The 25,569-nt window shown below is 48.7% G+C and carries 18 protein-coding genes; 7 read left to right on the top strand and 11 right to left on the bottom strand.

What is annotated here, in order from left to right; all coding sequences use genetic code 11:
* Positions 1 to 69: 69 nt before the first annotated feature.
* The 6 genes from ACEW9O_RS23400 to ACEW9O_RS23375 form a co-directional block, all read right to left on the bottom strand.
* Positions 70 to 528: a DUF4377 domain-containing protein gene (locus ACEW9O_RS23400; protein ID WP_373552638.1), complete on the bottom strand. Its 459-nt coding sequence runs from the start codon at positions 526 to 528 to the stop codon at positions 70 to 72.
* A gap of 89 nt (positions 529 to 617) precedes the next feature.
* A complete protein-coding gene (locus ACEW9O_RS23395) occupies positions 618 to 1,973 on the bottom strand; it encodes a M12 family metallopeptidase (protein ID WP_373552637.1) in 1,356 nt (451 codons plus the stop codon).
* Between the two features lie 99 nt (positions 1,974 to 2,072).
* Positions 2,073 to 3,083 carry a M28 family peptidase gene (locus tag ACEW9O_RS23390; RefSeq protein ID WP_373552636.1) on the bottom strand — a complete coding sequence of 337 codons (1,011 nt, stop codon included), beginning with the start codon at positions 3,081 to 3,083 and terminating at the stop codon, positions 2,073 to 2,075.
* Complete coding sequence (gene rsmI, locus ACEW9O_RS23385; RefSeq protein WP_373552635.1) at positions 3,073 to 3,786, bottom strand: 16S rRNA (cytidine(1402)-2'-O)-methyltransferase; 714 nt, start codon at positions 3,784 to 3,786, stop codon at positions 3,073 to 3,075. The genes ACEW9O_RS23390 and rsmI overlap by 11 nt, the downstream gene beginning before the upstream one ends.
* Positions 3,787 to 4,004: 218 nt before the next feature.
* Complete coding sequence (purS, locus tag ACEW9O_RS23380) at positions 4,005 to 4,259, bottom strand: phosphoribosylformylglycinamidine synthase subunit PurS (protein WP_373552634.1); 255 nt, start codon at positions 4,257 to 4,259, stop codon at positions 4,005 to 4,007.
* Positions 4,256 to 4,966 (bottom strand): phosphatidylcholine/phosphatidylserine synthase, encoded by a 711-nt coding sequence (locus tag ACEW9O_RS23375; RefSeq protein ID WP_373552633.1) that lies wholly within the window; start codon positions 4,964 to 4,966, stop codon positions 4,256 to 4,258. Before ACEW9O_RS23375 ends, purS begins: the two co-directional genes overlap by 4 nt.
* Before the next feature lie 160 nt (positions 4,967 to 5,126).
* On the opposite strand from ACEW9O_RS23375, the gene ACEW9O_RS23370 reads away from it, so the two are divergent.
* The gene (locus ACEW9O_RS23370) at positions 5,127 to 8,123 is read left to right on the top strand and encodes a gliding motility-associated C-terminal domain-containing protein (RefSeq protein ID WP_373552632.1); all 2,997 of its coding nucleotides are present in this window, start codon (positions 5,127 to 5,129) and stop codon (positions 8,121 to 8,123) included.
* A 53-nt stretch (positions 8,124 to 8,176) separates the two neighbouring features.
* On the opposite strand, the gene ACEW9O_RS23365 is transcribed toward ACEW9O_RS23370, so the two are convergent.
* The 3 genes from ACEW9O_RS23365 to ACEW9O_RS23355 all read right to left on the bottom strand — a co-directional run bounded on the left by ACEW9O_RS23365 (position 8,177) and on the right by ACEW9O_RS23355 (position 13,506).
* Positions 8,177 to 10,786, bottom strand: a complete 2,610-nt coding sequence (locus ACEW9O_RS23365; RefSeq protein ID WP_373552631.1) for a polynucleotide kinase-phosphatase — start codon at positions 10,784 to 10,786, stop codon at positions 8,177 to 8,179.
* A 65-nt stretch (positions 10,787 to 10,851) separates the two neighbouring features.
* Positions 10,852 to 12,174 carry a serine hydrolase domain-containing protein gene (locus ACEW9O_RS23360; RefSeq protein ID WP_373552630.1) on the bottom strand — a complete coding sequence of 441 codons (1,323 nt, stop codon included), beginning with the start codon at positions 12,172 to 12,174 and terminating at the stop codon, positions 10,852 to 10,854.
* A gap of 366 nt (positions 12,175 to 12,540) precedes the next feature.
* Positions 12,541 to 13,506 carry a DUF6624 domain-containing protein gene (locus ACEW9O_RS23355; protein ID WP_373552629.1) on the bottom strand — a complete coding sequence of 322 codons (966 nt, stop codon included), beginning with the start codon at positions 13,504 to 13,506 and terminating at the stop codon, positions 12,541 to 12,543.
* A gap of 500 nt (positions 13,507 to 14,006) precedes the next feature.
* Between ACEW9O_RS23355 and ACEW9O_RS23350 the strand changes: the two genes are divergently transcribed.
* The 5 genes from ACEW9O_RS23350 (at position 14,007) to ACEW9O_RS23330 (ending at position 19,238) form a co-directional block, all read left to right on the top strand.
* Positions 14,007 to 14,591: an RNA polymerase sigma factor gene (locus tag ACEW9O_RS23350; protein ID WP_373552628.1), complete on the top strand. Its 585-nt coding sequence runs from the start codon at positions 14,007 to 14,009 to the stop codon at positions 14,589 to 14,591.
* A 99-nt stretch (positions 14,592 to 14,690) separates the two neighbouring features.
* The gene (locus ACEW9O_RS23345) at positions 14,691 to 15,752 is read left to right on the top strand and encodes a FecR family protein (RefSeq protein WP_373552627.1); all 1,062 of its coding nucleotides are present in this window, start codon (positions 14,691 to 14,693) and stop codon (positions 15,750 to 15,752) included.
* A gap of 36 nt (positions 15,753 to 15,788) precedes the next feature.
* Complete coding sequence (locus ACEW9O_RS23340; protein ID WP_373552626.1) at positions 15,789 to 17,534, top strand: STN domain-containing protein; 1,746 nt, start codon at positions 15,789 to 15,791, stop codon at positions 17,532 to 17,534.
* Positions 17,535 to 17,684: 150 nt separating this feature from the next.
* A complete protein-coding gene (locus tag ACEW9O_RS23335) occupies positions 17,685 to 18,263 on the top strand; it encodes an outer membrane beta-barrel protein (RefSeq protein WP_373552625.1) in 579 nt (192 codons plus the stop codon).
* Between the two features lie 243 nt (positions 18,264 to 18,506).
* The gene (locus tag ACEW9O_RS23330) at positions 18,507 to 19,238 is read left to right on the top strand and encodes a head GIN domain-containing protein (RefSeq protein WP_373552624.1); all 732 of its coding nucleotides are present in this window, start codon (positions 18,507 to 18,509) and stop codon (positions 19,236 to 19,238) included.
* Positions 19,239 to 19,337: 99 nt separating this feature from the next.
* Here the strand turns inward: ACEW9O_RS23330 and ACEW9O_RS23325 are convergent, their stop codons facing one another.
* Positions 19,338 to 20,792, bottom strand: a complete 1,455-nt coding sequence (locus ACEW9O_RS23325) for a rhodanese-like domain-containing protein (protein WP_373552623.1) — start codon at positions 20,790 to 20,792, stop codon at positions 19,338 to 19,340.
* Positions 20,793 to 21,058: 266 nt separating this feature from the next.
* Here ACEW9O_RS23325 and ACEW9O_RS23320 point away from each other — a divergent pair, with 266 nt between their 5' ends.
* Positions 21,059 to 24,574 (top strand): hypothetical protein, encoded by a 3,516-nt coding sequence (locus ACEW9O_RS23320; RefSeq protein ID WP_373552622.1) that lies wholly within the window; start codon positions 21,059 to 21,061, stop codon positions 24,572 to 24,574.
* 4 nt (positions 24,575 to 24,578) lie between these two features.
* Here the strand turns inward: ACEW9O_RS23320 and ACEW9O_RS23315 are convergent, their stop codons facing one another.
* Positions 24,579 to 25,337 carry a hypothetical protein gene (locus ACEW9O_RS23315; RefSeq protein WP_373552621.1) on the bottom strand — a complete coding sequence of 253 codons (759 nt, stop codon included), beginning with the start codon at positions 25,335 to 25,337 and terminating at the stop codon, positions 24,579 to 24,581.
* Positions 25,338 to 25,569: the final 232 nt, after the last annotated feature.

Raw genomic sequence — 25,569 nt, 5'->3', positions numbered from 1 at the left:
AGCGAAAAGAAAAAAACTGCCCTCAACGCCACAAAACGTTGAAGGCAGTACTAAAATAACGCATCCTCATCATTTGACACTCAACAGCGTCAAAGTCTGTTTTTTATCGCCATGCTGGAATACGCCCGTTTGGGCTTGATCCAGTTTTGTAGTTAAATCACTGGGTACAACTACCGGGATAGTTTGGAAATAAATCCAATCGCCTGAGCCTTTTTCCAGCATTGCCGTGCCTTCCATCATCAGGGGGAGTTCAAAACTCGTGCTAGCAGCCACCGCTTCTTTTTTTACCACCTTTACCAATTTAATGGCAATGGATGAGCCATCCTGCGGTGGATTGTCGATGGTGGTTTTGCTTACCTCCAAGGTGTAAACGTAGCCCCACTCGTACTCCAGTCCCTGGATTTCGTCGTAGCCATATTCCCAATCTGCCTGACCTTGCGTCTTGACCAAATAACACATTTGGATGGATTCGCCTTGGCAAGGCACCTTGTAGTGTTGAATGGTCATGGTTTCGGTTTTTTCAGGCATTTTACTGCGTGTTTTTGCGGTATTTTCAGCACACTGAAAAAATGTTGTCGCCATCACCATTAATACCAGGCATTGAACCATTCGAGTCATCATTTGCGCATGTATTGAAAGGATGGATCAGGACGACCAACGTAGCAAGTTTTGGTAAACTTATATTTTTTGATCAAACACAGCGCCATTTGAGCTTCTGCCATCGAGCTTCCGAAGTCAAAGAGGATGCTGTTGCCATCCGTAATCTTGATCCGACCACTGATGGTTTGGATCTTCAAGTTGGCTGGGTTGAAACCGATGCAATCTTCACCCGCCAGCATGCCTGCATTGGATGCTGCGCCATTGACCAAGCTGTACTGGAATGAAGGACCTGGGCGGCCTACATAACAATTGCGGTTGAAACCCAGGTGTTTGAGTAGTTGGACAATACGGTCGGCTTCGGTTTTGTTTGGTGCCGCAAACATGGAACTATTTCCACTTGTGACTTTCCAAAGACTACCGCTTTGAACGACCGCAAGACTGCCAGGATTGAAAGTCAAACAATCTTCCGCCCCACAATTGGTCGATTTGCATGGACCTGGCGCGTACAGATTATTTAAGGCTGCAACATCCTTGGTACTTAACCCATTGCGCTGGCCAATCGTGGTGGCATTTGTGCCCGGAGGTTTGCGGATCGAAATGGTAGGCTGGCCGTTTTTGGAGAAGCCATTGGTCCCATAATGCATGATCGATCCGTAGTCATAGGTACCAATATCGGTACCATCGGCTACGTGTTTGTTGAAGTTGTGTTCTTTGCCCGCCGTGATGTTCCCCCAGAGGACCGTGATGAAATTGTCGCGATCGGCGCGGGAATGTTCGTGCCAAAGCCCGGCAGCATGGCAAATTTCGTGGGCAATGCTACCCTGGGAACAGCTCCCAATCACGATGTCCTGCATCCCACCTTGCCGCCCAACGTAAGAAGCGCAGCCCGATCCTGATACGAAACGAATGTAATCGCCCTGATTGGTACGGGGGACCAAACAGATGTTGGTCGTGCTGTTGACGTGATTGATGGCCCAGTTGATGGCCGCTGTTTGGGGGTGTCCCGGGGTGATGTAATATGGGATCACTGAATTTGGCCAGCGGTACTGAGCCCCATTAATGGCCACGGCGTTGTCGCCTTCAAAGGCAACCAGTGGGCCGAGGATGATGTCTCCTTCGATAACCACAAGGTTGTTGAAGACATCTACTTTGAGGCTTTGGGCAATCCGGGCAAAGGGAAGTTTGATCGATAATTGGCGGTGGATAGGTGCAATGTTCGTCGCATACTGTTCTTGTGCAGAGAGGGTAGTGGTGTTGCTCAAACCTAACAGTAACATCAGGCAGTAGGAAAGAACAGGTAGTACTTTGTAAATCGGTTTTTGGGTCAATGAAACCAGTACATGGTTCCAAAGTCCGGCTAAAGGTGTGTTCATGCCGAAGAGGTTTTAGCATCGTAGCAATATTGCCACTCACAATTAAGTGTTTATGCAAAACTCCTTCGTTCCAGGTTCTAATGCTTTTTAAACTAACCTTTACAGTTCACCATTGAACTCCCGATAGATAACAGCCAATAACACTTGACCTACGGCCCGGAGTGTATAGCGGTCTATCTTGTCTATCGTGTCGCTATCGGTGTGCCAATGGGATACAAAACCAGTTTTGCTAGCCGCGGGTTTGTTGATGATGTCGATCATTTTGATGCCCGCAATGTAGTTGACGTACACGTGATCATCGGTAATGCCACCGGTTGGTTCTTCTACAAAGTATTGACCATAACCCATTTCTTTGGCTAAGCCCCATACTTTTTGCAATACATCCCCAGCTCGTTCGTAGGACACATCGTCAAACCCAAAACGGGCGGCGGGTGCGCCTACCATATCGAGCAGGATTCCGTATTCTGGGCGGGTTCCATTTTTATAATGAAGGTTTCTGGCCCAATGTTGGGAACCCAGGCACCAGGTGTCAGGTTTGGCGTTGTCACCACCATCACCATAATCTTCGGCGTCAAAAAAGACGATGTCTACCCCGATATCCACCGGATTGGCTTGTAATTGACGGGCTATTTCGAGTAAAATACCTACACCGCTGCCACCGTCATCGGCACCCATTACGGGTTTGGTTTTGTCGCCAGTAAAATCAGGTGAATCGGCAAAAGGGCGGGAATCCCAGTGCGCCGCCAGCAGAATCCGCCGACTGAGTTCGGGGCGGTATTGGCCAATGATGTTGGTGCTGTTTAACTTTTTGCCATCAAAAGTAGTTGGCGTGAAATTTTGCTCAATAACTTCCAAGCCATATCCTTTAAGTTTAGCCGAGAGCCAGTTTTTACAAGATTGATGAGCAGCCGTATTGGGCACGCGGGGGCCAAATTCGGTTTGTTTGCGCACATATTGAAAAGCAGAATCGCGGTTAAAAGCAGGTACTTTTACCGTCACGGCGGGTTTGTCATCCACGACTTCGGGCTGACCTTTTCCATTTTTACATGAAGTGAAACTTAGGGTCAGGATACAGACGAACCCACCCAAAAGGCCCAGTTTATTTCTCATGTTTCTCGTATTTCTCATGTTTTTCTTCTTTACCTTCTTTACCGGCTACAACGATCACAATTTCCCCTTTGATTTTTTCGGGGTGTTGTTGAAAAAACGCAACAAGTGCCGCCAAAGTACCCCGATGGGCTTCTTCAAATAGTTTGCTCAACTCGCGTACCACGCAGGCGCTGCGTTCAGGGCCACAAAACTCCAACAATTGCTCCAGCGCTTTTACCAAGCGGTGGGGCGATTCGTACAGCGCAAAGGTTTGGGGTAAAGACGCCAGATATTGCGCTCGGGTTTGTCGGCCTTTTTTATGAGGCAAAAAACCTTCAAAATGAAAACGGTCACAGGGCAATCCTGACAAAACCAACGCAGGTATCAGCGCTGTTGCACCCGGCAAACACTCCACCCGAATCTCCTGCCGCACACACTCCCGCACCAGCAAAAAACCTGGATCAGAAATACCAGGGGTACCTGCATCCGAGATCAAGGCCAGTTTTTTACCGGCTAATAATTCACGCAAGACCCCATTCACCCCCGCATGCTCATTGTGCGCATGATGGGCCCAGAGGGGTGTTTCGATGCCGTGATGATCGAGCAACTTGCGCGAAGTACGGGTATCTTCCGCTAAGATGATGTCCACCTCCTTGAGTACCCGGATGGCACGCAAAGTGATGTCTTCAAGGTTGCCGATGGGCGTTGGAACAAGGTAGAGCATGGCTAAAGGTTGCAAACATAAGTCATCCCGAATTTTTCAGAAAAACATAAAGCGACACAATTTTTAAGCACAAAGGACACAAAGGCGAGACGTTGACAAAGCGACGCGCTGAGTTCCCTCATTGTGGGCAGAAAACCCTGTCAACGTCATATCTTTGTGTCCTTTGTGCTGCCTTTGTGCTCATTTTTTTGTTTGTGATACTTCAGGATGACTCATGTTTATTCGGTTGCGGTTAATTCGAAAGCAAAGCTCTCCATAATCAGGTTGGCCAGCAATTTGCGGCAGGCGGTATCCACAATTTCACGGGCTTCCTCCTCCGTCTCAGCCTCCAGGGTAAGGGTGATGTGTTTGCCAATACGCACATCCGCTACACTGTGAATATCCAGGCTTTTTAAGTTGTGTGACACTGCTTTACCTTGGGGGTCTAGCAATTCTTTATGGGGCATAATGTCAATTTCTGCAACAAATTTCATGGCAATGATTTACGCTTAAAAAAATGGATGAAAATTGAAAAAAGGATGTACAGCAACACGACTATCGCTAAGCCAGCAATTTGCCAAAACAGCAAAACGGCCACTGCAATCGCCGCAAAGATAATTCTTATCTCATTCCCTGTCCATTGTAAGGATTTGAATTTGAAACTAAACATGGGAATTTCTAGCACCATTAGTGCTGAAAAGAGTACTGTAATTACATAATACCAGACTGGATGCACAAAATGTAAAAAAGAACCCGGTGAAAGGTAGGCCCCCAGCAAGCCCACCATGAACAAAGTGCAACCCGGAGTGGGTAAACCCAAAAAACCATCGCTTTGCCGCTCATCCAGGTTGAATTTGCCCAAACGTAGGGCTGCAAAAAGCGTGAGGATAAAAGCAGGAAGTGCCCGAATTTCCAGGTCATTTGGCCATTGTCCCTGCCAGGCTGCTGCAATCAGGCCGTACAAAATAATCCCGGGCACCAGCCCAAAAGAAACCATGTCGGCCAGTGAATCCAGTTGTTTGCCCAATTCAGAATGCACTTTTAGCAGGCGTGCGACCATTCCGTCTAATAAATCGGCTAATGCACCCAGTGCGACCAACCCGATAGCCCATTCCAAACGTCCGTACAACAGACAAAGGCTCGCACATGCGCCACAAAAAAGATTCAATAAAGTGATGGCATTGGGCAAGTGGCGACGCATTTGTATTTTTTTTGTCATTCAATGCACAAAAATATCATCCTCTTTCCAAATGGAATGATATAAATCGGGCTTAATGGCGTTATTTGTAGTAACTCCGCAATTTTTTTAAATTGAGAGCTTGTTTAAAGACAAGTTTTGAGAGGCCAAACCAAATTCGGCTATGAGAAAAATATTTATGCTGTTGTTGTGCACCATTGCACTGTGTGAACTTCATGCCCAAGCTCCGGTAAACGATAATTGTGCCAGCCCTTTTGTGCTGGATACCGTCAGCGGATGGTGTTCGCGTGCGGCGCAATTCACGACGATTGGTGCTACGCCTACGGCGGGTTTAGCCGTACCTCGTTGTACTCCTTCCTCTACCACTCCCAATGACGTTTGGTTTGCATTTGATGCCATTGGAACGGATTTGAGTATCAGTGTTTCGGGCGCGACCCGGATCAATGCTGGTGGAACGCTACGTGCACCTCAATTTACGGTATATACTGGTAACTGCGGCAATTTGACCGAAATCAATGCCTGTATTTCTGATGCCAACAACCGCAACAGTGTACAAATTCTTACTTCCAGGGTTATTGTAGGGCAGCGCTATTTCGTCCGGGTTAGTTCACGGACCAACAGCAATGGCACCTTTCAATTGTGCATCAATAGTTTCAATGCCACTCAGGTGCCCAGCAGTGATTGTCCAACGGGGAATATTCTTTGTGATAAAAGAGCTGTAACCGTTCCTTTTGTACAAGGTGAAGGCCAGGATACCAGAGAAATTGATGGAGTGTGTGGTCGTTTGGGTTGTGATCCCACGGAATCGCAATCCAACTGGTTCAAATGGACTTGTGACGCCCCTGGTACCTTAGCCTTTACCATCAATCCTTTAAACCCGGATGACGACATCGATTTTGTGGTTTTTGAACTTCCCGGCGGTGTAAACGACTGTTCGGGTAAACGAGCCATTCGTTGTATGTCGGCGGGAGAAAATGTTGGCCAGCCTGTAAACACCTGGATCAATTGCACCGGCCCTACGGGCTTAAGAACTGGCGAAAATGGTACAATTGAATATTGCGGATGTGACGTGGGCTACAACAATTTCATTTCTCCTATCGACATGCAGAGGGGGCGGGCTTATGCATTGGTCGTAAATAATTTCAGCCAATCAGGCGCAGGCTACACCATTAGTTTTACGGGCACTGGTACTTTTGTGGGTCCCAAGGCCGACTTCAATGTGGATTCCAGCCCCGCTTGTATTGGCCAGGAAGTCAGCTTCACGGATGCTTCCAGTTTTAATGGAGGACTGACCAAATGGGATTGGTTTTTTGGACCAACCTCAGATCAAAGTGCAGTCGTCAGTGGCAAAGGACCATTCAAAGTCTCATTCAACCGCCCCGGCAGAAAAAACATTGTGCTCAATATAACCAGCACCGATGGCTGTCAGGTGACCCAGGTAAAAGAAATTCAGGTGGAATGTTGCAAAGATCATTTTGCCTTAAATAGTGCAAAACTTGATGAAAATTGCCCCAATTCCAGTACGGGTTCTATTGATGTAGGCGTAACCAACAACTATGGACCCTACACTTATATGTGGAACAACGGTTCCCGGGCTGAAGACCTGCGAAACCTCCCCCAGGGCACTTACTCCATCAACATTACCGACCAAGCTACTTGTGATACAACCTTGACCTTCACCGTTAATGGTCCTGCTCCTTTCGCGCTGAGTGCTCAGGACAAGGAGGCAACCTGTAATGGTGGGCGCGACGGTGAACTCAGCGTTCAACTCACCGGGGGCACTGGGCCCTATCAATATAGCTGGAACAACGGGCCGCTGATCTCCGATCCATTCCTGCGCAATGTACCTGCTGGTGATTACACCCTGCGTTGGCGTGATCGGAATGGTTGTGAAAAAGATACTTTGCTCAAAGTAAGGGAAATTACCCTGCGGTTGGACCCTGCAATTGATGCCATTACCCGACCGACCTGTTTTGGATCGGCCAATGGCTCGATTGTGGTACGATTGGGCAATGGCCAAGGCCCTTATCAATTCAACTGGAACGATGGACTGGGTTTTCGAGGGGCCAATTCACTGCTCAACATTCGAGCGGGAACCTACCAGGTGGATGTACAGGATCAAAACTTATGTAAGGGGGAGTTTAATTTTGCTGTAGAAGATTTTCCACGTCTAGTCCTCCAAATGAACAGTAGCGACCCGAGTTGTTTTGGGGCCAGAGATGGAGCTGTTGATATTCTGGGCAGTGGAGGTACTGGAGCTTATACCTACTTATGGGACAATGGCGCAATTGCCCCTTTTCGCTCCGATTTGCCTGCTGGTACTTATCGAGTAACTTTGACCGACTCCAATGGCTGTAATCGCGATACGCTGGCTACGTTAGTCGACCCACCTTTGTTGCTCATTGGTGATGTACAACCTGTAGATGTCATCTGTTTTGGCGATGCAACAGGCATCATCAGCTTACTCGGAGAGGGGGGGCGACCGCCTTATAAATACGGCATCAACGGTGGCAATTTCCAAAGCGATAACCGCTTCATTGGCCTGAGGGCCGGTACTTACACCATCGCAGTTGAAGATGGTGGTGGTTGCACAGCTTCGCAGGAAGTGAGCATCAGCGAACCTCCACAATTGCAGGTAGATGCGGGCTTGGACACCTCAATTTCGTTGGGGCAAAAAATTACCCTTTTGGCCGTTCCGAACAACCCATCGGTCAATTTCCAATGGTCACCTGCCGATTTGGTCACCTGCTCTACTTGCCAAACTACCCTGGCGGGCCCCTTGCGCACGGTGCGTTTCCAGATTGAAATAACCGATGCTGCGGGTTGTAAGGCGACGGACCAGTTGCTGGTCACGGTGGTTAAAAACCGTCCAATTTATATTCCGAATGGCTTTACGCCTGATCTGGATGGTAAAAATGACTTTTTCACCCTCTACGGTGGGCCAGCAGCCCGCCGAATTCGACGCTTACAAATTTACGACCGTTGGGGGGAACAAATGTTTGACACCAAAGATATTCCGCTTGGCCAAGAACCCCTGGGTTGGAATGGTACTTACCGCAATCAATTGATGCCTTCGGGTGTGTACGTGTACGTCGCAGAAGTGGAGTTCATTGACGATGAGGTGTTGGTGTTTAAGGGTGATTTGACTTTGGTGCGGTAGGGGGAAATCTGGTACGTATTGGAATTCAATGAAATATTGTAAAGAAGTGGATCCTACAACCTCGGATCCACCTCCTCACTCTCCAGTGCCAAAACCCCAAACACACATTCATGCGTTTTTCGCAAGGGTTCCTTTGCCACAAAACGCTCCAGGGCTTCCATACCCAGAGTAAACTCCCGAATGGCCAGCGAACGTTTGTGTCCCAGTCCCCGGCTTTTCAGTTTCTGAATTTGCTCCGGGTGGTCGTATTCCGGCCCGTAGATGATGCGCAAGTATTCCCGACCCCGGCACTTGATGGCGGGTTGAACAAAGCCATCGTCGAGGCGGGTCAGAAATTGGCGGGGTTTGATGACCATCCCTTCCTGTCCACGCGCAGTGAGTTCCGTCCACCAATCAATGGCAGCAGTGACCGAGGCTTCATCATCCAAATTAACCAGGCGGTAGGGCGTAGCCAACAACAACTCGGGATCGGCGGCGCAAAAGCTGGCGATTTCCTGCATGTGCCACAAGTTGTCCTGCTCAGAATGCACCCGCCCTTCGGTCGCCAAAATGTGGAAAGGTGCCAATACCAAACCCTTCAATCCATCTACTGGACTACAATAGTTGCGGTAAGCCTGGGTGTACTTTTCGATGGCTTGGCCCCGATCGGTATACCGTGTTTGTAAATCTTCGAGCGGCAAATTCCGCGTATTCCCCAGCGCAAAAGCGGATTGTAGCACCTGCATCGAAACGCTCCCTGCTGCGTGCAAACTGGCGTATTGAGTTTTGATCAATTCCTGGGCTTTGGCCGACCAGGGCATCAACTCACAGTCCAGGCAAACCCAATCGGTTTCCTGTTTTTCCCAGAAACCACTTTGGGTAAGTGCGGCGTTGACTCGCGCGATAAAAGCGGCTTCCAAATTTTTGTCATCAAAAAAAGCACGCCCCGTACGGGTATAAACCACGCCCAGGGAAGCTTGTACCAATCCAAAGCGACGAGTAGAAACTTCCGGGCTTTGGCACACAATCACCACCGCCCGTGAGCCCATGTGTTTTTCTTCACAAATCAACTCTTTTACCCCCAGTTTCTGGTAATAGGCAAAACCTTCCAGCGGGTGCTCCAGCAAATCGGGCAGGGCACTCGTTTCGGTAGGCGACATAGTTGGAGGCAGGTAGATCAGCCACTTGGGGTTGATGGCAAAACGGGACATCACTTCCAGGGCAGCAATGGAATTTTCCTCTTTGATCAAAATTTTCTTGCCGTAACGTGTTTCGATGAAGCGGCGACCACTGACGTCGGCCATGTCCAGCATGTCGTCGTTCGCGTGTTGGGCACTGACGCTCATGATGGCATTGCTGCGCTGGATCGGGCGGCTCGGTTTGTAATATTCCTGCAAAGCGGGCACCGTCTCCAATTTTCTTTCAGGGTAACGCAATGCTGTCAAACGCCCACCGAAAACACAACCCGTATCAATGTCGATGGTATTGTTCAGCCATTCGGCGTCGGGTACCGGGGTGTGGCCGAATACAACCATGGCTTTGCCCTGGTATTCCGCCGCCCAGTTGTAGCGTACAGGCAGACCAAACTCGTCGGTTTCGCCCGTCGTTTCGCCATAGAGGCAAAAAGAGCGTACTGCTCCACTGGCCCGTCCTTGCATGTCTTCGCGCAGGCCCGCGTGAGCGACCACCAATTTTCCATCATCAAAAACCAGGTGACTGACTAGGCTATCCAAAAAGCTGCGTAGTTCCTGTACAAATTCGATGGGTTCATCGGCCAATTGTTCCAGGGTTTCGGCCAGGCCATGCTTCACTTGTACGTCTTTGCCCTTTAGTTTGCGCAGCAATTTGTCGTCGTGGTTGCCGGGTACACACCAGGCTTGCTGGTTTTTGACCATACTCATCACCAGGCGCAGTACTTCGGGCGATTTGGGCCCACGATCCACGAGGTCACCAACAAAAATGGCTTGTCGGCCAGCGGGCGGGATTACTTTGAAGCCGTAGTCCAATCCAGGATCTTGCCGCTCGATCTGATAATCCATTTTTTTCAGCAACAACAACAACTCATCAAAACAGCCGTGTACGTCGCCAATGATGTCGAAAGGCCCTTTAACCTGGCTGAAATCACTCCAGCTTGGCGTGCGGCGTATGGATGCAGACTCAATTTCCTCCAGGCTGTCCAGAATGTAAGTATAACGAAAGCCATCTTTGCGCAAAAAGCTCAAGGACCGTTGCAGATCCCGGCGCTGATTGCGGATGACGTGTAGGCCAAAATCGCGGTCATTGCGCTCCGCATGGCGTTCGAAGAGCACCCGCTCTGGCAAGCTGAGCACAATGGCTACGGCCATGACGTGGTATTGACGCGCCACTGCCAGTAGGGACTTACGGGCTTCGGGTTGTACGTTGGTGGCATCCACCACGGTGAGTTTGCCTTGTTTGAGGCGTTTGGCCACAATGAGGTGCAAGAGCTCAAAGGCGTCGTCGTTGACGTTGAGGGCGTTTTCACTATCCGCTATCAGGGCGCGACAAAAATCGGATGAGACAATTTCGGTTGGTTGAAAATGTTGCCGGGCAAAGGTCGATTTGCCGGAGCTGCTCGCCCCGATGAGCACAACGAGGGCGAGTTCAGGTATGTCGAGTTGGCCGGGAATGGGCCTTGGTTTTTGTAGTTGATCGGGGTTTTTCATGATTTCATTTTATTTCATTTCCATTCCTAATCCACACTATTGGGCATTTTGCTCGGTGGAAACGTTCAAAACACTTCCAAAAGTTCCCTAAAAAACCGAACATCGTCAAAATTCTCCGCGTTCGGCGTGCAGGCTAAACGGACTACCACCAGATTTTTAGAAGGCACAATCAAAACCCGCTGCCCCTCAAATCCATCCGCGTAGTATAAGTCCTGCGGCATGCCCTCCTTGCGGTAACCAATCCAGAACTGGGCGGCGTAAAACCCGTCTGAATGAGGAGTTTCTTTTCCAGAATATGCTGCCCAGCCTTTGGGTAAAATCTGTTCGCCATTCCACTGCCCATCTTGCAGGTACAATTGCCCAAACTTGGCCCAGTCCCGCGCTGAAGCAAACATGTACGAAGAACCCACGTACAGGCCCGAAGGATCAGGTTCCATAGTGGCCGTACTCATGCCCAGTTTTTGGAATAAACGCTGATGTGGGAAAGCCAGGTAAGCAGGTAAGGTTTTGAACTGCCGCCGGATCAATTCCTGCAAAATATTAGTGGTGCCGCTGGAATAATACCATTCTGTACCCGGTTTGGCTTTGAGCGGCGATTGGATGGCATATTTTCCGGCATTCGGCATGCGGAAGAGCATGTTGGTGGCGTCGCTGACTTTGCCGTAGTTTTCTTCAAAATCCAGGCCGCTGCTCATGCGCAGGAGGTTGTCGAGGGTGATGGCGGCGCGTTCATCGTTTTTCCATTCTTTGATGGGGGCGGGAGCGTTGACTTTGAGTTTACCATCTTTTACCAGCAGGCCAATCATGGCATTGGTCACACTTTTGGTCATCGACCAGCCGATCAGCGGGGTATTGCGGTTGATGCCTTCAGCGTAGCGCTCGGCTACCACTTTGCCATTGTGCAGGACAACCACGGCACGGGATTGTATGGGGCGCGTGCTGTCAGGCTCGGCAAAAGCCCAGTCAAGGGTTTTTTCAATGCTTTTTTTAGTGGAATCAGCCAGGCTAGAATCCGGCAATTCCTGTGCAGCTATTTTGGGGAGTTTTAGCCGGGCTTGTTTGCGCAAGTCGCCCGGAGTGGTTTCATTCAAAAGGGTACAACCAAGGCCAGGGCGGTAAAAAGCCGTTTTGGACACCAGTCCAAAGATGCTGGAAGTCACTGTATGTGCCCTGCGGTCGATGGTTTGGGTGGTAAAGGGGATGGCGTACAAGTCCTCTTTTTCAATCGAACTCAGGCTACGCCCGGAAACAAACACACAAGAGCAGGTCATTTTGGCATTGTAGGCGGCACCCACCTGGGCGTACTTGTAGTAGTAGGGGCCGTTCCAGGCGATGGTGACGACGAGGAGGAGTAAAATGCCAAGGAGGATTTTTTTGCGCAGAGTCATTGGGCTGTGGTTTATATGGTTTGGTGATCTGATATATCGACAAACTTAAGAACGATCAACTTGAAAATACAATGGTTAACTTCCGGGTAATTGCCAGAATCAACCGACCAGCGGCATAGCCGCACAACGTCGATAGCATCTAGGCATCCCACGGCATTTAAGGTGCGTAGCACCGGAACAACGCTAGACAAGTTCCGGTGCTACGCACCTTAAAAACCCATCTCCGTTCCTTTGGCTATCGACGTTGCGCGGCTACGCCGCTGGTCGTTAGCGTGAAATCCTGCGATGCGGCACAAATTTTTGCCTGAATATGACCTTGCCGGATTGATCCCATCAACCCAACAAAATTAAACCTTTCCACCGGATCTATTTCTGCTCTTTTTTCAAAGTGCCATAATACCGCCGATTGGCAGTTTCCATGTAGCTTTCAATCGTTCCCAGCCCCATTTTTTCCCGGCGCGCATTGAGGTTTGCTGGGTCTACGACCGGTTTCGGGGTAAATGAACTACGCTCTGCATTCAAATCAAACTGGGTGCCATACACCTGAAGTTCTCTAGTATTGACTTTCACCCGATCCACCAGATAAGCGTAATCGACAGCCGAGACTTTGCCTTTTAGCCATTTTTGCTCCATCAACTGAAGCACCTCCTTTTGAAACTCGACCTGGGAATCCTGGTGTTGTACCAAAAGCCAGAATTTATTTGCACCAGATTTCCCGACGCAATCCCAAGCAGGAAAACCAAACGTGTTGATGATTTTCCGCAAGACAAAATAATTGGCGCTGTCTACCTTATTGTACATTTTAACTGCCCATTTTACCTGAATGGAGTCTGTTGGAGCCGTATTTTCCAGGCTGGTGACGCGGTTGCGCCATTTCTGATCTTCAGCCGCCATGCTGTCAATGAGTTGATACAGGTTTGGATTCCAGAGTGAATCAACGATACCGTGTAGTCTTCTGACCTGAGTAATCAATGGTTCCCATCGCGTATTGGTATGCAATGAAACCAAATTCGAATCAGCTAGTATGCGGAAATATTCATCAAATTTGCCTTTCCACACAATTTTTTCCAGTTGAAAAAAAGCACTATCTGCCAAACCTGTTCTTGCCCAGGCACAAGCCGCCTGATACCGATCAGACATAAATCCTTTTCCTTCAAAACTTTTAAAAGCCTGGCTATAATGCTGTGCAGCGAGGGGATAGTTCGGGATTTTAAAAAGGCTATCTGCACTTTTTATCCAAACATAATAAGCATCAGGAGCTTTGACTTGAGCCCAAAGCTGGACTGAAAAGGTAAGGGAGAAAAGAAGTAGAAAAGACCAGCGTAGACACATGACGGGGGATTTTCACCCCAAAATAAAACAAATACCAGATTCCCCAAAACCCCAGGTTGGGACAAACGCCTCTGCTTGTCCCTAACCCTCCTGGGCCAAATTGCAACGAGATTAGTATAAAAAAACAGTCAGCGAATTACTTACAAGGAGCAGCCAAGAGGACTGCATTATGTTTTAGATGCCGGGGCTTAAAAAATAGTTGGGTAGATGGACAAAAAATTAGCGCAGTAAATTGCAAATTCGGCGTGTAGCTCCACACATTTGCAACTTTAGAGCTTGTTTAAGTTTTTGTGCGGAAGCGAAAACGAGGCCATTTTTGCCTAAATGAGGCACGAAAAGCGGAGTTTAGCAGGGCTAAATGAGCATTTTCGGAACGAAATTTAGGCAAAAATGGGCCGTTTGTAGCCCGCCCAAAAAATTTAAACAAGCTCTAAGTCGAAGCATGCACCGTTTTTTGCACATTACTCGTATTTTGCAGCCTGGTCATGTGATACCAACTTATGCAAGTGGACCGTTTACACCTACAGCAACAATTACTGCATCGCCTGCGCACAGACGACAAAGGCGCGCTTCAGGAAATCTTTCAGGACAACTACCAGAAAGTATGTGGCGCTATTTTTCGCCTGATCAAAGATTCAGTGATCGTGGAAGACCTCGCCCAAGAAGTGTTTTTTCGTTTTTGGCAAAAACGCCACCAAATTGAAATCAACTCTTCCCTGGATGCTTACCTGCGGCGCATGGCGGTCAATGAAGGATTGGCCTATTTGCGCAGTCGCAAGTATTTTACCGAAGAAATTGAGCCCCATTCTGGAAAAATCAGCGATTTAAGTACAGCTGAAGACAGTTACTTGCATTCTGAATTGGAGCAAAACATCCGCAGCGCCATCGATGGCCTACCACCCAAATGCCGAATGGTGTTTCAATTGAGTCGCTACGAAGAAATGAGCTACCAGGAAATCGCGAACCAAATGGGCATTTCGATCAAAACAGTGGAGAATCAAATGGGCAAAGCCTTAAAAATACTACGGCAAGAACTGCATGGTTACTTGCATATTTTGCTGTTAATCTGGCTATTTGGAAGCTAGGGCAAAAAAAAATCATAAATTTTTCATAAAATTGCAGAGTGGAATAGGGGTGCTGCTGCGTTTTTTACATCCCTACCATTGACCATAATTCTGTTTACAATGGAGCATACTTTACAAGAGGATCTGATTGGCAAATACCTCTCGGGCGAATTGAGCGCCAGAGAAGAAGGCGAGCTTATGGCCTGGGTAGAAGCCAGTGCTCAAAACCGCGAGGTTTTTGAGGAGACGGTCCAACTGTGGAGTCTTACCGAAACCAGCACTCAATCAGAATTTCCAGTCAATTTGCCTAAAGCCTGGGCTGCCTTAGATAGTCGCATTGACTTGGGGGAGGATACCTTGGTGGCTGAGCCAGTGGTCAGTATCGCAAAACCAGCGCTGCAAGTTCTTTCCCAGCCCAGAGTGCGTAGCTTGAATTGGGCCTGGTCGGCAGCTGCCGCAGTTGCAGTATTGTTAGTGGCATCCTGGTGGGTCTTTATGCGGGACACAACGCCAGAGACCTTGGCTTTTAGCACTCCTGACAACGAAAGCCGCAGCATTACGCTACCTGACCATAGCCAAATTGAACTCAACGAAAATTCCAGCCTTTCCTATACTTTTGATGGCGATACCCGCAAGGTAACCTTGAGCGGTGAAGCCTTTTTTGATGTCGAAAAAGACCCTCAGCACCCTTTTGTGATTGAAACTGGCGAAGTACAAACCAAAGTATTGGGCACCAGCTTCAACATCCGTGCTTATCCTGATGAGAAAAAAGTGAAGGTGAGTGTCAAAACAGGACGGGTAGAAATGCGCAAAGTCGAAGAAACGCCGCAAAAAGCAACTCCAGCACTGGAGTTACGGCCTGGAAATACGGGAGTATATGCCAATGAAAGCGCTACTTTGGAAAAAGCGCAAGATGTGGCTATCGAAGATGTTGACTCCTGGCAGCAAGGTGCAATCGTGTTCCCAACTGGAACGACCTTAGCTGAGGTGATTCCCGCCGTGGAAAAATTCTACAATATTAAGATCAAAGCTGACGAGACCATTCTAAACGCCACTATTTCTGGTGCCCGTTTTTCCCGTGACATGAGTGTACAAGATGCACTGAACCTCATTAAAGATCCGATTGGAGGCAAATTGACTGCTGAAGGCGATGTCTTTGTAATCTCTAGAGGCGGTCAATAAGGAAGCCCTATTTTGCCCATTACACGAAGCTTACACATGAAACTGTTTTCCTTTACCCTAATCTTCTATTGTTGTGTAGCGTCATTGTACGGGCAAAATCTCGCGCGCAAGGTTAGTTTCTCCTATAATAGGTTGGCCTTAAAACTGGTTCTTGAGGATATTTCTGCCGATCACGATGTATATTTTGTTTATAGCCCGGATTACATTCCGACAACCCAACCGATTACCATTACCGTCAGCAATGTTGCGCTTTCAGAGGCACTGGATAAATTGTTCGATCCCTTGCCTGTTGCCTACAAACCGATCGGTGGGCAAATTGTATTGCGTCCCGTAGAAAAAAATCCACCACCTCGGATTACCAATAAAACCATCCCGAAAGAGGTAGATCAACAAAGCCCTCTTTATGCCGATCCACGGATGGAAGAAATCATTGCGGAGCGCAAAAAACGTTGGGCCGAAAGTTCTCCTACCATTTCTGGCCGTCCTACGCCTCAACAACTTCCCTCGAACTCGGAAAGCAAAAGAGTAGAAAACCTCACAGCGACTCGCTTCGATCCCTTGGTGATCGATTCCGCTTTGTTGGTGGAAGAGGAAGTGGCTTCGGCTCTTGTCCCAAATACAGATCCCAGTGCAGATAGTATCAGCCTTGTGATTAATCCAAAGAAAAACCTCCCACGTTTGGCGCAAATCTCCTTGCTGCCTTTCCTGGGGTCCAATTTTGTACAAAGTGCCCGCACGACCAACCGGGTCTCGGTGAATTTACTGTGGGGCCACAATGGTGGGGTAGAAGGCCTGGAAATCGGAGGCCTGATGAATTCAATCCGCAATGACGTGCAGGGCATTCAAATCGCGGGCCTAGGGAATACCGTGGGCGATGACGTTTTAGGGACCCAGGCGGCGGGTTTATTCAACATCGCCAGCGATATGGTAGGAGTGCAAGGGGCAGGTTTGTTCAATATCCTGGGGAGGGGCTCAGCCTTACAAGGTGCGGGTTTATTCAACATCGCTAGGCATGATTTTGCAGGAGTTCAGGTAGCGGGGCTATTTAACGTTGCAGGCAAAAATTCACGTGCGGTGCAATTGGGCGGTTTGTTCAACGTCAGTGGAGGGAGAACCCGTTTGCAGGTGAGCCCCTTATTTAACATTGCGAAGGATGTGAACAATGGCCAATTGAGCTCCATCATCAACGTGGCCCGCCAGGTAAAAGGGGTACAAATCGGACTGATCAACGTAGCGGATACCGTAAGTGGCGTCACCATTGGCCTACTCAACCTCGTGCGCAAAGGGTACAATCGGGTTGAACTTTCGACCAGCGAATCTTTTTCAGGAAATTTAGCTTTTAAAATAGGGGTAAAGCCATTTTACAACATCTTCTATCTGGGAGCGCGGATCAGCGAGGCGCAAAACCCGGGTAACAACGCCGAAGAAAGCATCAAAGAGTTGACCTGGGGTTTGGGCTACGGAATTGGCACCGCCTTCAGCCTGGGTAAACGAACCCTGAGCAATTTGGAACTGATCAGCATCAAAGTAAACGAGCGTGAAGGTTGGACCCGACCGCTGCACCAACTGCACCAATTCCGCCTGCTCTTTGACTGGCGCTTGGGCAAACGCATGAGTGTGTACGCGGGACCAACGGCCAACTTGCTGGTGTCCAGTCGCAAGGATCCTGAACTGGGCATTGGAGGCAGCGAACTCGTCCCCAAAACTACTTTGTACGACAAGATGGATGCGAACAAACGCAGCCAGGGCTGGATCGGTTTCAATGCAGGTATTCGCCTATAGGTGATTAACCTCGTTTCCTGAAATTTTCCTAAAATTTTATCATCAAATTGAATTGCTGCGTGGAGTTGTCTGTGCTGCAAAGAGGGCTTTTTTTGCCTCCGCAATTCAGTTTTTATTGTCTCATTCATTGACCTTAAAAGCTCAAACATTATGAAAAGCTTCATCATCACCACGTTTATGCTCCTTTTTTGTGGAGCCATTTTTGCCCAGGAACAAACCCTATTTGGTCGTAGCCATGTAACGGGTGGCTTTGGGAGTATGATTTTTGAATACGGTTTGAACGACAAAAAAATTGGCACCTCCATAGGCGGTGGTGGCGGAATCGTTTTTAAAAACTTTTTCCTGGGTGGTTATGGAGTAGGTAGCGTGGATTTTAACTACTTGCTCGACAACAACGACTTGGAGAAAATCGACATTGGCCATGGTGGCTTGTGGTTGGGCATCACTGTGCCTACCAATAAATTGATCCACTTGTACGCCAGTGGCCGTTTTGGCTGGGGAGCAGTTGACATTCCAGTAGATGATCCGAATTTCCAATTCCGCGATGCCGATCAAGTTTTTGTGATGACCCCCGAAGCGGGTGTGGAGTTGAACATTGCCCGCTGGTTTCGGGTAGCAGGCACGGTAGGGTATCGCTTCTTGCGTGGGGCCAACGAAAACCGTGGCTACACCAACGATGATTTTAGTGGCTCACACTGGGGCTTGACCCTGCGTTTTGGAGGATTTTAAATCCAAGAGCTTGTCTAATTTTTGGGATCGGGCTGCAAACGGCCCATTTTAGCCCAAATTTCGTTCCGAAAATGCTCATTTAGCGCTGCTAAACTCCGCTTTTCGTGCCTTATTTGGGCTAAAATGGCCTCGTTTTCGCCTTCGTCCCAAAATTTAGACAAGCTCTAAAACCCTTATTTTTTTCCGACTGACTCTTGTAAGAAATCAAACCCGTTTTTTTCTTTTATCAAACACCTGACTGTTATGAAAAGGATCTTGTTTTTAACCATCGGCCTGGCGCTGACTTTAATGCAGTTTTCCTGCGACTTTGATTTTGATGACGGCATTGGCCCCTGCGTTCGTGGCAACGGCAATAACGTATCGCGAGAGCTCAACTTGCCCAACTTCACGGGCGTCGACCTCGATATTTCGGCAGAAGTCATCATTACCCAAGGTGACAGCTTCAAAGTTACCGTAGAAGGAGAATCGAACATCATTGCTGAACTGGAAACAGACGTACGGAATGGAATTTGGGAAATCGACTTCGACCGCTGCGTGCGGGATCAGGATGAATTGACCATCTTCATCACCATGCCTAGAGTGCGCTCCTTGAGCATCAGTGGCTCGGGCATCATTACCAGCACCAACATCATGGAGGTCGACGACATCGATTTGAACATTTCAGGCTCCGGTAAAATCGACGTAGGCCTTGATGCCGATGATATCTCCAGCCGAATTAGTGGCTCGGGCAGAGTTGTACTGGAAGGTGAGGCCAACAGTGTGGAGCATACCGTGAGTGGTTCTGGCGATTTATTCGCCTTCTTGCTGCAAACCCGTGATGCGGATATACGGGTAAGTGGCAGTGGAAACTCCGAAGTAAAGGTAAGTGAGAACCTGAATGTAAGAATTTCTGGCTCTGGCGACGTATACTACCGCGGCAAACCTCAGGTTGAGGTGAGTATATCGGGGTCTGGGAAGTTGGTGAACGCGAATTGAACAAACACCGTAGGGGCATCCCTATGTGGATGCCCTCATTGTATATCCGGGGCATCCACATAGGGATGCCGGGGCATCCACATAGGGATGCCCCTACAGTTATATCGCATTCGCATTCGCCTCATCAATCACCTCCTGCGGAATACTGGTTGGGCAGGCGAAATCGGTTTTGGCAATGTTTGCTTCAGCTTCGATGGCTTTCCAGCCACCTTTGATGTCGATCAGATTTTCAAAACCACGAGCACGCAAGATGGATGCAAAAACCATCGAGCGATACCCGCCACCGCAATGCAGGTAATAAGTGTGCTGGGGATTCAGCTTGTGCATGTTGTTGTTGATGTAATCCAGCGGAATGTTTTCAGCAACCAGCGCGTGTTGGGAGATGAATTCCGTTGGTTTGCGTACATCCAACAAGTGTTCAACCTGATCCGCTTCCATCCGTTTGGCCAATTCAGCCGCATCGATGGATTCGATCGTATCCAATTCTTTACCCGCAGCTTTCCAGGCTTCGATGCCGCCTTTGAGGTAGCCTAAAGTATTGTCGTAACCTACCCGGGCCAAACGGGTAACCACTTCTTCTTCCCGGCCTTCGGGAGTGACCAGCACAATCGCCTGCTTCAAATCGGGAATCAGCGCGCCGACCCAAGGGGCAAAACTGCCGTCAATGCCGATAAATATGGAGTTGGGGATGAAGCCATCTTTGAATTCCTGCTCATTGCGTACATCCAGTACCAAGGCACCTTCAGCTTCGACCACCATTTCCAGTTCATCTGCACTGAATGGGGTAGCGCCACGTTCCAAAACCTCGTCGATGCTATCGTAGCCCGACTTGTTCATTTTGGCGTTTTTGGCAAAGTATTGTGGTGGAGGCGTCAAACCTGCGGTGACTTCGCGGATGAATTCGGCCTTGCTCATGTCTGTCCGCAAAGCGTAGTTGTTTTGCTTTTGGCGGCCCAGCGTGTCCCAGGTTTCTTTGCTCATGTTTTTGCCACAAGCCGAACCTGCCCCGTGTCCGGGATAAACGATCACCTCATCGGATAGGGTCATGATTTTTTCCCGCAAACTATCGTACAACCAACCAGCCAGGTCTTCCTGAGTGACTTCGCCAGATTTTTGCGCCAGGTCGGGACGGCCTACATCACCGATGAACAAGGTATCTCCCGTGAAGATGGCAAAATCTTCACCGTCCTCATCCTTCAACAGATAGGTGGTACTTTCAGGCGTGTGGCCGGGAGTATGCAATACTTTGAAACTTACGTTACCCAATAGCAGTACTTCAGCGTCTTTGGCCTGGTGAATGTCAAAAGTTGTCTTGGCAGTAGGGCCGTATACAATGGTAGCGCCGGTTTTTTCAGCCAGGTCAATGTGCCCCGAAACGAAGTCAGCATGGAAATGCGTTTCAAAGATGTACTTGAGCTTGCTGCCGTTTTCAGCTAGTTTTTCGAGGTAAGGTTGGGTTTCCCGCAGTGGATCGATGATGACCGCTTCGCCTTCACTTTCGATATAATACGCTGCCTCAGCTAGGCAACCTGTATAGATTTGCTCTACTTTCATAGTATAGTGACTTTAGAGATGATGCGAAAATATGAAAGTTCGGTCATGTATCCCTGAAACAACTCAAACTTTCTTTAGGTTGCATGAACAGAACGGGTACAAAAGTAGCGCCACTCGTTCTTCAGCACAGTGATCTACTTCACATTGCCTGGGTTTTTCTGATTTTCTTTAATTGTTCGGCAAACTACACTTTGCTCATCAAGGCAGCATCTTCAAACCAAATCCTCTCTATCTTGCGTTAGAGACTGCGAAATTGCTTAAGTTTCATGAGGGAGGGGAGCATTATTCTGAGCCTGCTGGTATTTGTTTTGCTGAGCGCATTGCCCGGTTATGCGCAGCAATCGCCCCAAAGCAACTGGCGTCGGATTCAGATTTTGCAGTGCAAAAACGATCGCCCACTCGATACCCTACTCATTTTGCCCCATAGTGTGCAAATTCGGGAAAAAAATACCCAGCGCCTGCTGGATACCTCCTGGTACCGGGTACAGTTCAACTTGTTGATTTGGCGGGTAGATACTGCACAGTTGAGCCCACCTTTTGAAGTGACTTACCGCGTTTTACCCGCTTCCCTTTCGCAAAGCTTTCGTTTGTTGGACACCAGCCAACTGCGCCAACCCAGCATCCTGGGTGGCACCCGCATCGCCATTCGCAACGAAGGCCCACTGGTTGATTTTCGCCAATTGAACTATAGCGGTAACTTTTCCAGAGGCGTTTCACTCGGCAACCGCCAGGATTTGGTGCTCAACTCCAATTTTAACTTGCAATTGGCCGGCGATCTGGGTGACGGGGTACAAATCCTCGCAGCCATTTCCGACGAAAGTATCCCCCTTCAACCCGAAGGCAATACCGTACAGCTCCAGGAACTCGACCGCGTATTTGTACAATTGCGCAAAAAAGACACCCAACTCACCGCAGGCGACTATGAAATCAATCGACCCGAGAGTTATTTTATGAATTATTATAAAAAACTACAAGGCGCGACTTTTGGGCAAAAACAAAAACTGGGTGAAAAAAGCAGCCTGCAAAATAGTGCCAGTATTGCCGTATCACGGGGCAAATTTGCCCGCAACATCATCACTTCCAGTGAAGGCAATCAAGGCCCTTACAAGTTGCGCGGCCCCAACAACGAGCGCTTCATCATCATCCTGTCTGGTACGGAAAAAGTTTGGCTCAACGGCCAACGCCTGCAACGCGGCCAAGACCAGGATTACATCGTAGACTACAATCGGGGAGAAATCACTTTCACTTCCCGCCACCTGATCAGCCGCGAAAGCCGGATCATTGCCGAGTTTGAATACGCCGATCAGAACTACCTGCGCACCCTGGTGGCAGCGGGTGTGCAGTACCAGGCTCCAACCCTGCGGGCTTATGTCAATTTGTACCAGGAACAGGACAGTCGCAGTTCTACTGGCGGGCTGTCCATCGGCGAGTCGGAGCGCATGGCCCTGCAACTGGCGGGCGACGATCCGGCCAAGGCAGTAGCTTCGGGATTGCGGGAACAGAATGAATTTGTGGCCAGTCGGGTTTTTTACGAGCTGCGAGATACCCTATTGGCTTGCGGGCAACGCGATTCCATTCTGGTGTTTAGCAACAATCCTCAAAAGGCCAAGTACACGGCCAGCTTCTCTTACCTCGGCCCCAGTCAAGGAAATTACCAACTGGCGCCCGCCCAAACGGCCAACGAGCGCGTATACGTCTGGGTGCCGCCCGATCCCATCACCTGTGCGCCCATGGGCGACTATGCCCCAGTGATTGCCCTGGGCACGCCGCAAAAACAACGGATGGTGACCATAGGCCAAAACTGGACGCCCAACCAAAACACCAGTTTACAAACCGAGGTGGCGCTCTCTCACTACGACCGCAATCGTTTTTCAACCCTGGATCAGCAGGACGACGCGGGTTGGGCGGCTTTTACGCAGTTTAGACAACGACTTTTGTTGGGAAAAAAACTGGCCGCCCCGGAGATGAACCTGCGGCTGAGTTACGAGGCGGTGCAACGCAATTTCCGCAGTTTGAACCCCTATCGCAACCCCGAATTTTTGCGCGATTGGAGTTTGGCGGACTTCCAAGGGCAGGGCACCGTGGCTGCCGCCAATGAACAAGTTGCTCGGGCTGAATGGAGCTTGAGTAAAACCGGAGTAGGGGCGCTAAACTATGGCTTTAGTACTTTTTTGCGAGAAAAACAGTACCAGGGTACCCGGCACGAACTGAGTGGCGAAAGTACCTGGAAAGGTTGGCAACTCAAGGGTTTTGCCAGTAGCCTGCAAGCCGATGCCAATGGTGAAGAACGCCGCTTTTTTCGTCCCCAACTGAGTCTGGATAAAACCTTTAAAAAACTAAAAAACTGGTCATTAGGCTGGGCCGCGGAGGGGGAACAAAACGATCGTTTTGCGCTCGCGCAGGATTCTCTCACAGGTAGCAGTTTCCGTTTTTTTAGCCAACGCTTTTACCTCAAAAGCCCCGAAAGCCGCAAGTGGGAAGGCGGGTTGGAATACGTCAATCGACAAGACACCCGCCCCATCGAGGGCATTTACCAGCCGCTCAGCAAGGCCAGCGAATGGCGCTGGAACAGCAAACTGCAACTGAAACAAGCCTTTGGCCTCATTGGCAACCTGACTTATCGGCAACTGGAAACTTTCCAAAGCCAATCGAATGCCAATACGGGCAATACCCTGCTGGGTCGGATTGATGTCAACGCGGCCTTGTGGAAGGGCCTGGCGCGGGCCAATACTACTTATGAATTGGGTTCGGGCCAGGAACCCCGCCTCGAATTCACTTACATTCGGGTATCGCCTGGTGAGGGTTTGTACATTTGGCAAGACTCACTTTACAATAGCGACGGCGTGATACAGCCGAACGAAATGGAAATTTCGCCCTTCCCGGATCAAGCGAACTACATCCGGGTGGCCACCATCACCGATCAGTACATCCGCAACAATTACGTGAATTGGAACCAAAGCATCAACATCGATCCCCGGGCGCGTTGGTTCAATGCCAAAACTGGCCTTAAAAGTTTTCTCAAAACCCTGGCCTTACAATCTTCCTGGCGCATCAGCCGCAAGGTACAAGACCGGGAGCAGGGCTTCAATTGGAATCCCCTGGCGCTCAACCTGAGTGATACCAATCTGGTGGCGGCGAGTGCCAATGGTCGTCACATCCTGTTCATCAACCGCGCCAGCCCCAAGTGGGAAATCCAAATCGGCAATACCGATACGCGCAGTAAACTGGTGCAAACTACGGGTTTTGAAAGCCGCGCCCTGCAAGAACATTTCATCCAGGGCCGCTGGAACCTCAACAAAGTGCTCAGTCTGAAGCTGAATGTGGCCCGCGGCCTGCGCAGCGCTGATTCGGAATCTTTCAACAACAAGGACTATCGCTTGCAATTCCAAAAGTATGAACCCCAATTGACCTGGCAACCTGCCTCCGATTTTCGCACGATCTTCCAATACCGCTACCAAAGGGATCAAAATACCTTGGAGCAAACGCCCACGGGTGCGCAGCAGCACGACCTGAGTGCGGATTTTACCTTTTCCAAGGCGAGCAAATCGGCCCTGCGCGGCAAGGTCTCCTGGGTGAACATCGATTTTCAAGGGGTAGCGAATTCACCAACGGGTTTTGCAATTTTGAATGGCTTGCAACCGGGCACGAATTGGTTGTGGAATGTGAGCCTGGATCGGCAGATTGCGAAGAATTTGCAATTGCGGTTTAGTTATGAAGGCCGAAAAACGGGAGAGAGTAGGGTCGTGAATGTGGGACGGGTGCAGGTTGGGGCGGTGTTTTGAGGGGTTAATAATCTGCTTTTTTTAATTCGACTATATTGCTGTCAACTTTTAGAATGCTTTTTTCAAATCGGCCATTGGTTAGAGTGATTTTGCCAACTGTTTTGGTATAGGTTATGGTGTCGATTGGACTTGTAAGAGCTCGGTAGCCGTGTTTTTTAATGAAAAAATAATTAAAAAAGTCTTGATGTTTTATTTCGACAAAAACAAAATCTCCTCCATCCCCATGGGTAGAACAATAGGACTCTATATCAATAATTTTATGGTTTTCGTCTACAGATACGAGCACAAGGCTCTTTCCCCAAGCTTCAATGTAGTCGAGAAAAATCAATACATCTGGTTGACCCGGCATTTTTTTTAAATTGCCCATTATAAATTGATACTCACCTAAATGAAAAGGAGTCGATTTGTCTTTCAATTGAATTTTGTTATTAGAAAATATAACAGTACATAAACTGTCTAAATAGTATTTTTTAACCCGTTTGCACAACATATCTAGCCGCTCTACATCTGGATATTTAAAAAATGGCTTCAAACTATCAATGTAAAGCAAGTTATTCGTGAGTCGAATGATGTGTGGATTATTCGTAAAGGGTGTTTCGTCTACATCAGTTTGATATTTTGGAGGTACAGTGGAATCCTTGGGTATTGATACCGCTTCGACAGACTTAGTATTTGTATGCTCCTGATTATTGGAACAGTGGAATGAAAAGAGGAAAGTTATTATTCCTAGAATTAGAGGAATAAAATGATTTTTTAACTGCATATGGTTTGTTTTCATTTTGAGTGGATAATCTCACACCATGCATTTAAGACCCGCAAACCGTAATTCCTGCAAAGTCTAAAGTGTTTCAGGTGATTTCGAGAGCATAATTTAATGTGAGTTCGGGGATTTAAGTGACTTTGTCATCGTCAATTAAAGCTAATAATGGGGCCGCTGGAAATAGTCAGAAGCTTATCGACTAATTCCGAAGGAATTTTATGTTTATAGGAAAATG

Source organism: Haliscomenobacter sp. (assembly GCF_041740695.1).
In the GTDB taxonomy this organism is placed as follows: domain Bacteria; phylum Bacteroidota; class Bacteroidia; order Chitinophagales; family Saprospiraceae; genus Haliscomenobacter.
Note: the sequence above shows the minus strand (reverse complement) of the source record. Positions and strands in the feature narration are given on the sequence as shown.

Excerpts from the sequence above, each read along its gene's own strand:
- ACEW9O_RS23315 (WP_373552621.1), bottom strand. The coding sequence starts at position 25,337 with ATGCAGTTAAAAAATCATTTTATTCCTCTAATTCTAGGAATAATAACT.
- ACEW9O_RS23395 (WP_373552637.1), bottom strand. The coding sequence starts at position 1,973 with ATGAACACACCTTTAGCCGGACTTTGGAACCATGTACTGGTTTCATTG.
- ACEW9O_RS23320 (WP_373552622.1), top strand. The coding sequence starts at position 21,059 with ATGAGGGAGGGGAGCATTATTCTGAGCCTGCTGGTATTTGTTTTGCTG.
- ACEW9O_RS23325 (WP_373552623.1), bottom strand. The coding sequence starts at position 20,792 with ATGAAAGTAGAGCAAATCTATACAGGTTGCCTAGCTGAGGCAGCGTAT.
- ACEW9O_RS23335 (WP_373552625.1), top strand. The coding sequence starts at position 17,685 with ATGAAAAGCTTCATCATCACCACGTTTATGCTCCTTTTTTGTGGAGCC.
- ACEW9O_RS23340 (WP_373552626.1), top strand. The coding sequence starts at position 15,789 with ATGAAACTGTTTTCCTTTACCCTAATCTTCTATTGTTGTGTAGCGTCA.
- ACEW9O_RS23375 (WP_373552633.1), bottom strand. The coding sequence starts at position 4,966 with ATGCGTCGCCACTTGCCCAATGCCATCACTTTATTGAATCTTTTTTGT.
- ACEW9O_RS23345 (WP_373552627.1), top strand. The coding sequence starts at position 14,691 with ATGGAGCATACTTTACAAGAGGATCTGATTGGCAAATACCTCTCGGGC.
- ACEW9O_RS23390 (WP_373552636.1), bottom strand. The coding sequence starts at position 3,083 with ATGAGAAATAAACTGGGCCTTTTGGGTGGGTTCGTCTGTATCCTGACC.
- ACEW9O_RS23365 (WP_373552631.1), bottom strand. The coding sequence starts at position 10,786 with ATGAAAAACCCCGATCAACTACAAAAACCAAGGCCCATTCCCGGCCAA.
- ACEW9O_RS23355 (WP_373552629.1), bottom strand. The coding sequence starts at position 13,506 with ATGTGTCTACGCTGGTCTTTTCTACTTCTTTTCTCCCTTACCTTTTCA.
- ACEW9O_RS23400 (WP_373552638.1), bottom strand. The coding sequence starts at position 528 with ATGCCTGAAAAAACCGAAACCATGACCATTCAACACTACAAGGTGCCT.
- ACEW9O_RS23350 (WP_373552628.1), top strand. The coding sequence starts at position 14,007 with ATGCAAGTGGACCGTTTACACCTACAGCAACAATTACTGCATCGCCTG.
- purS (WP_373552634.1), bottom strand. The coding sequence starts at position 4,259 with ATGAAATTTGTTGCAGAAATTGACATTATGCCCCATAAAGAATTGCTA.
- ACEW9O_RS23360 (WP_373552630.1), bottom strand. The coding sequence starts at position 12,174 with ATGACTCTGCGCAAAAAAATCCTCCTTGGCATTTTACTCCTCCTCGTC.
- rsmI (WP_373552635.1), bottom strand. The coding sequence starts at position 3,786 with ATGCTCTACCTTGTTCCAACGCCCATCGGCAACCTTGAAGACATCACT.
- ACEW9O_RS23370 (WP_373552632.1), top strand. The coding sequence starts at position 5,127 with ATGAGAAAAATATTTATGCTGTTGTTGTGCACCATTGCACTGTGTGAA.
- ACEW9O_RS23330 (WP_373552624.1), top strand. The coding sequence starts at position 18,507 with ATGAAAAGGATCTTGTTTTTAACCATCGGCCTGGCGCTGACTTTAATG.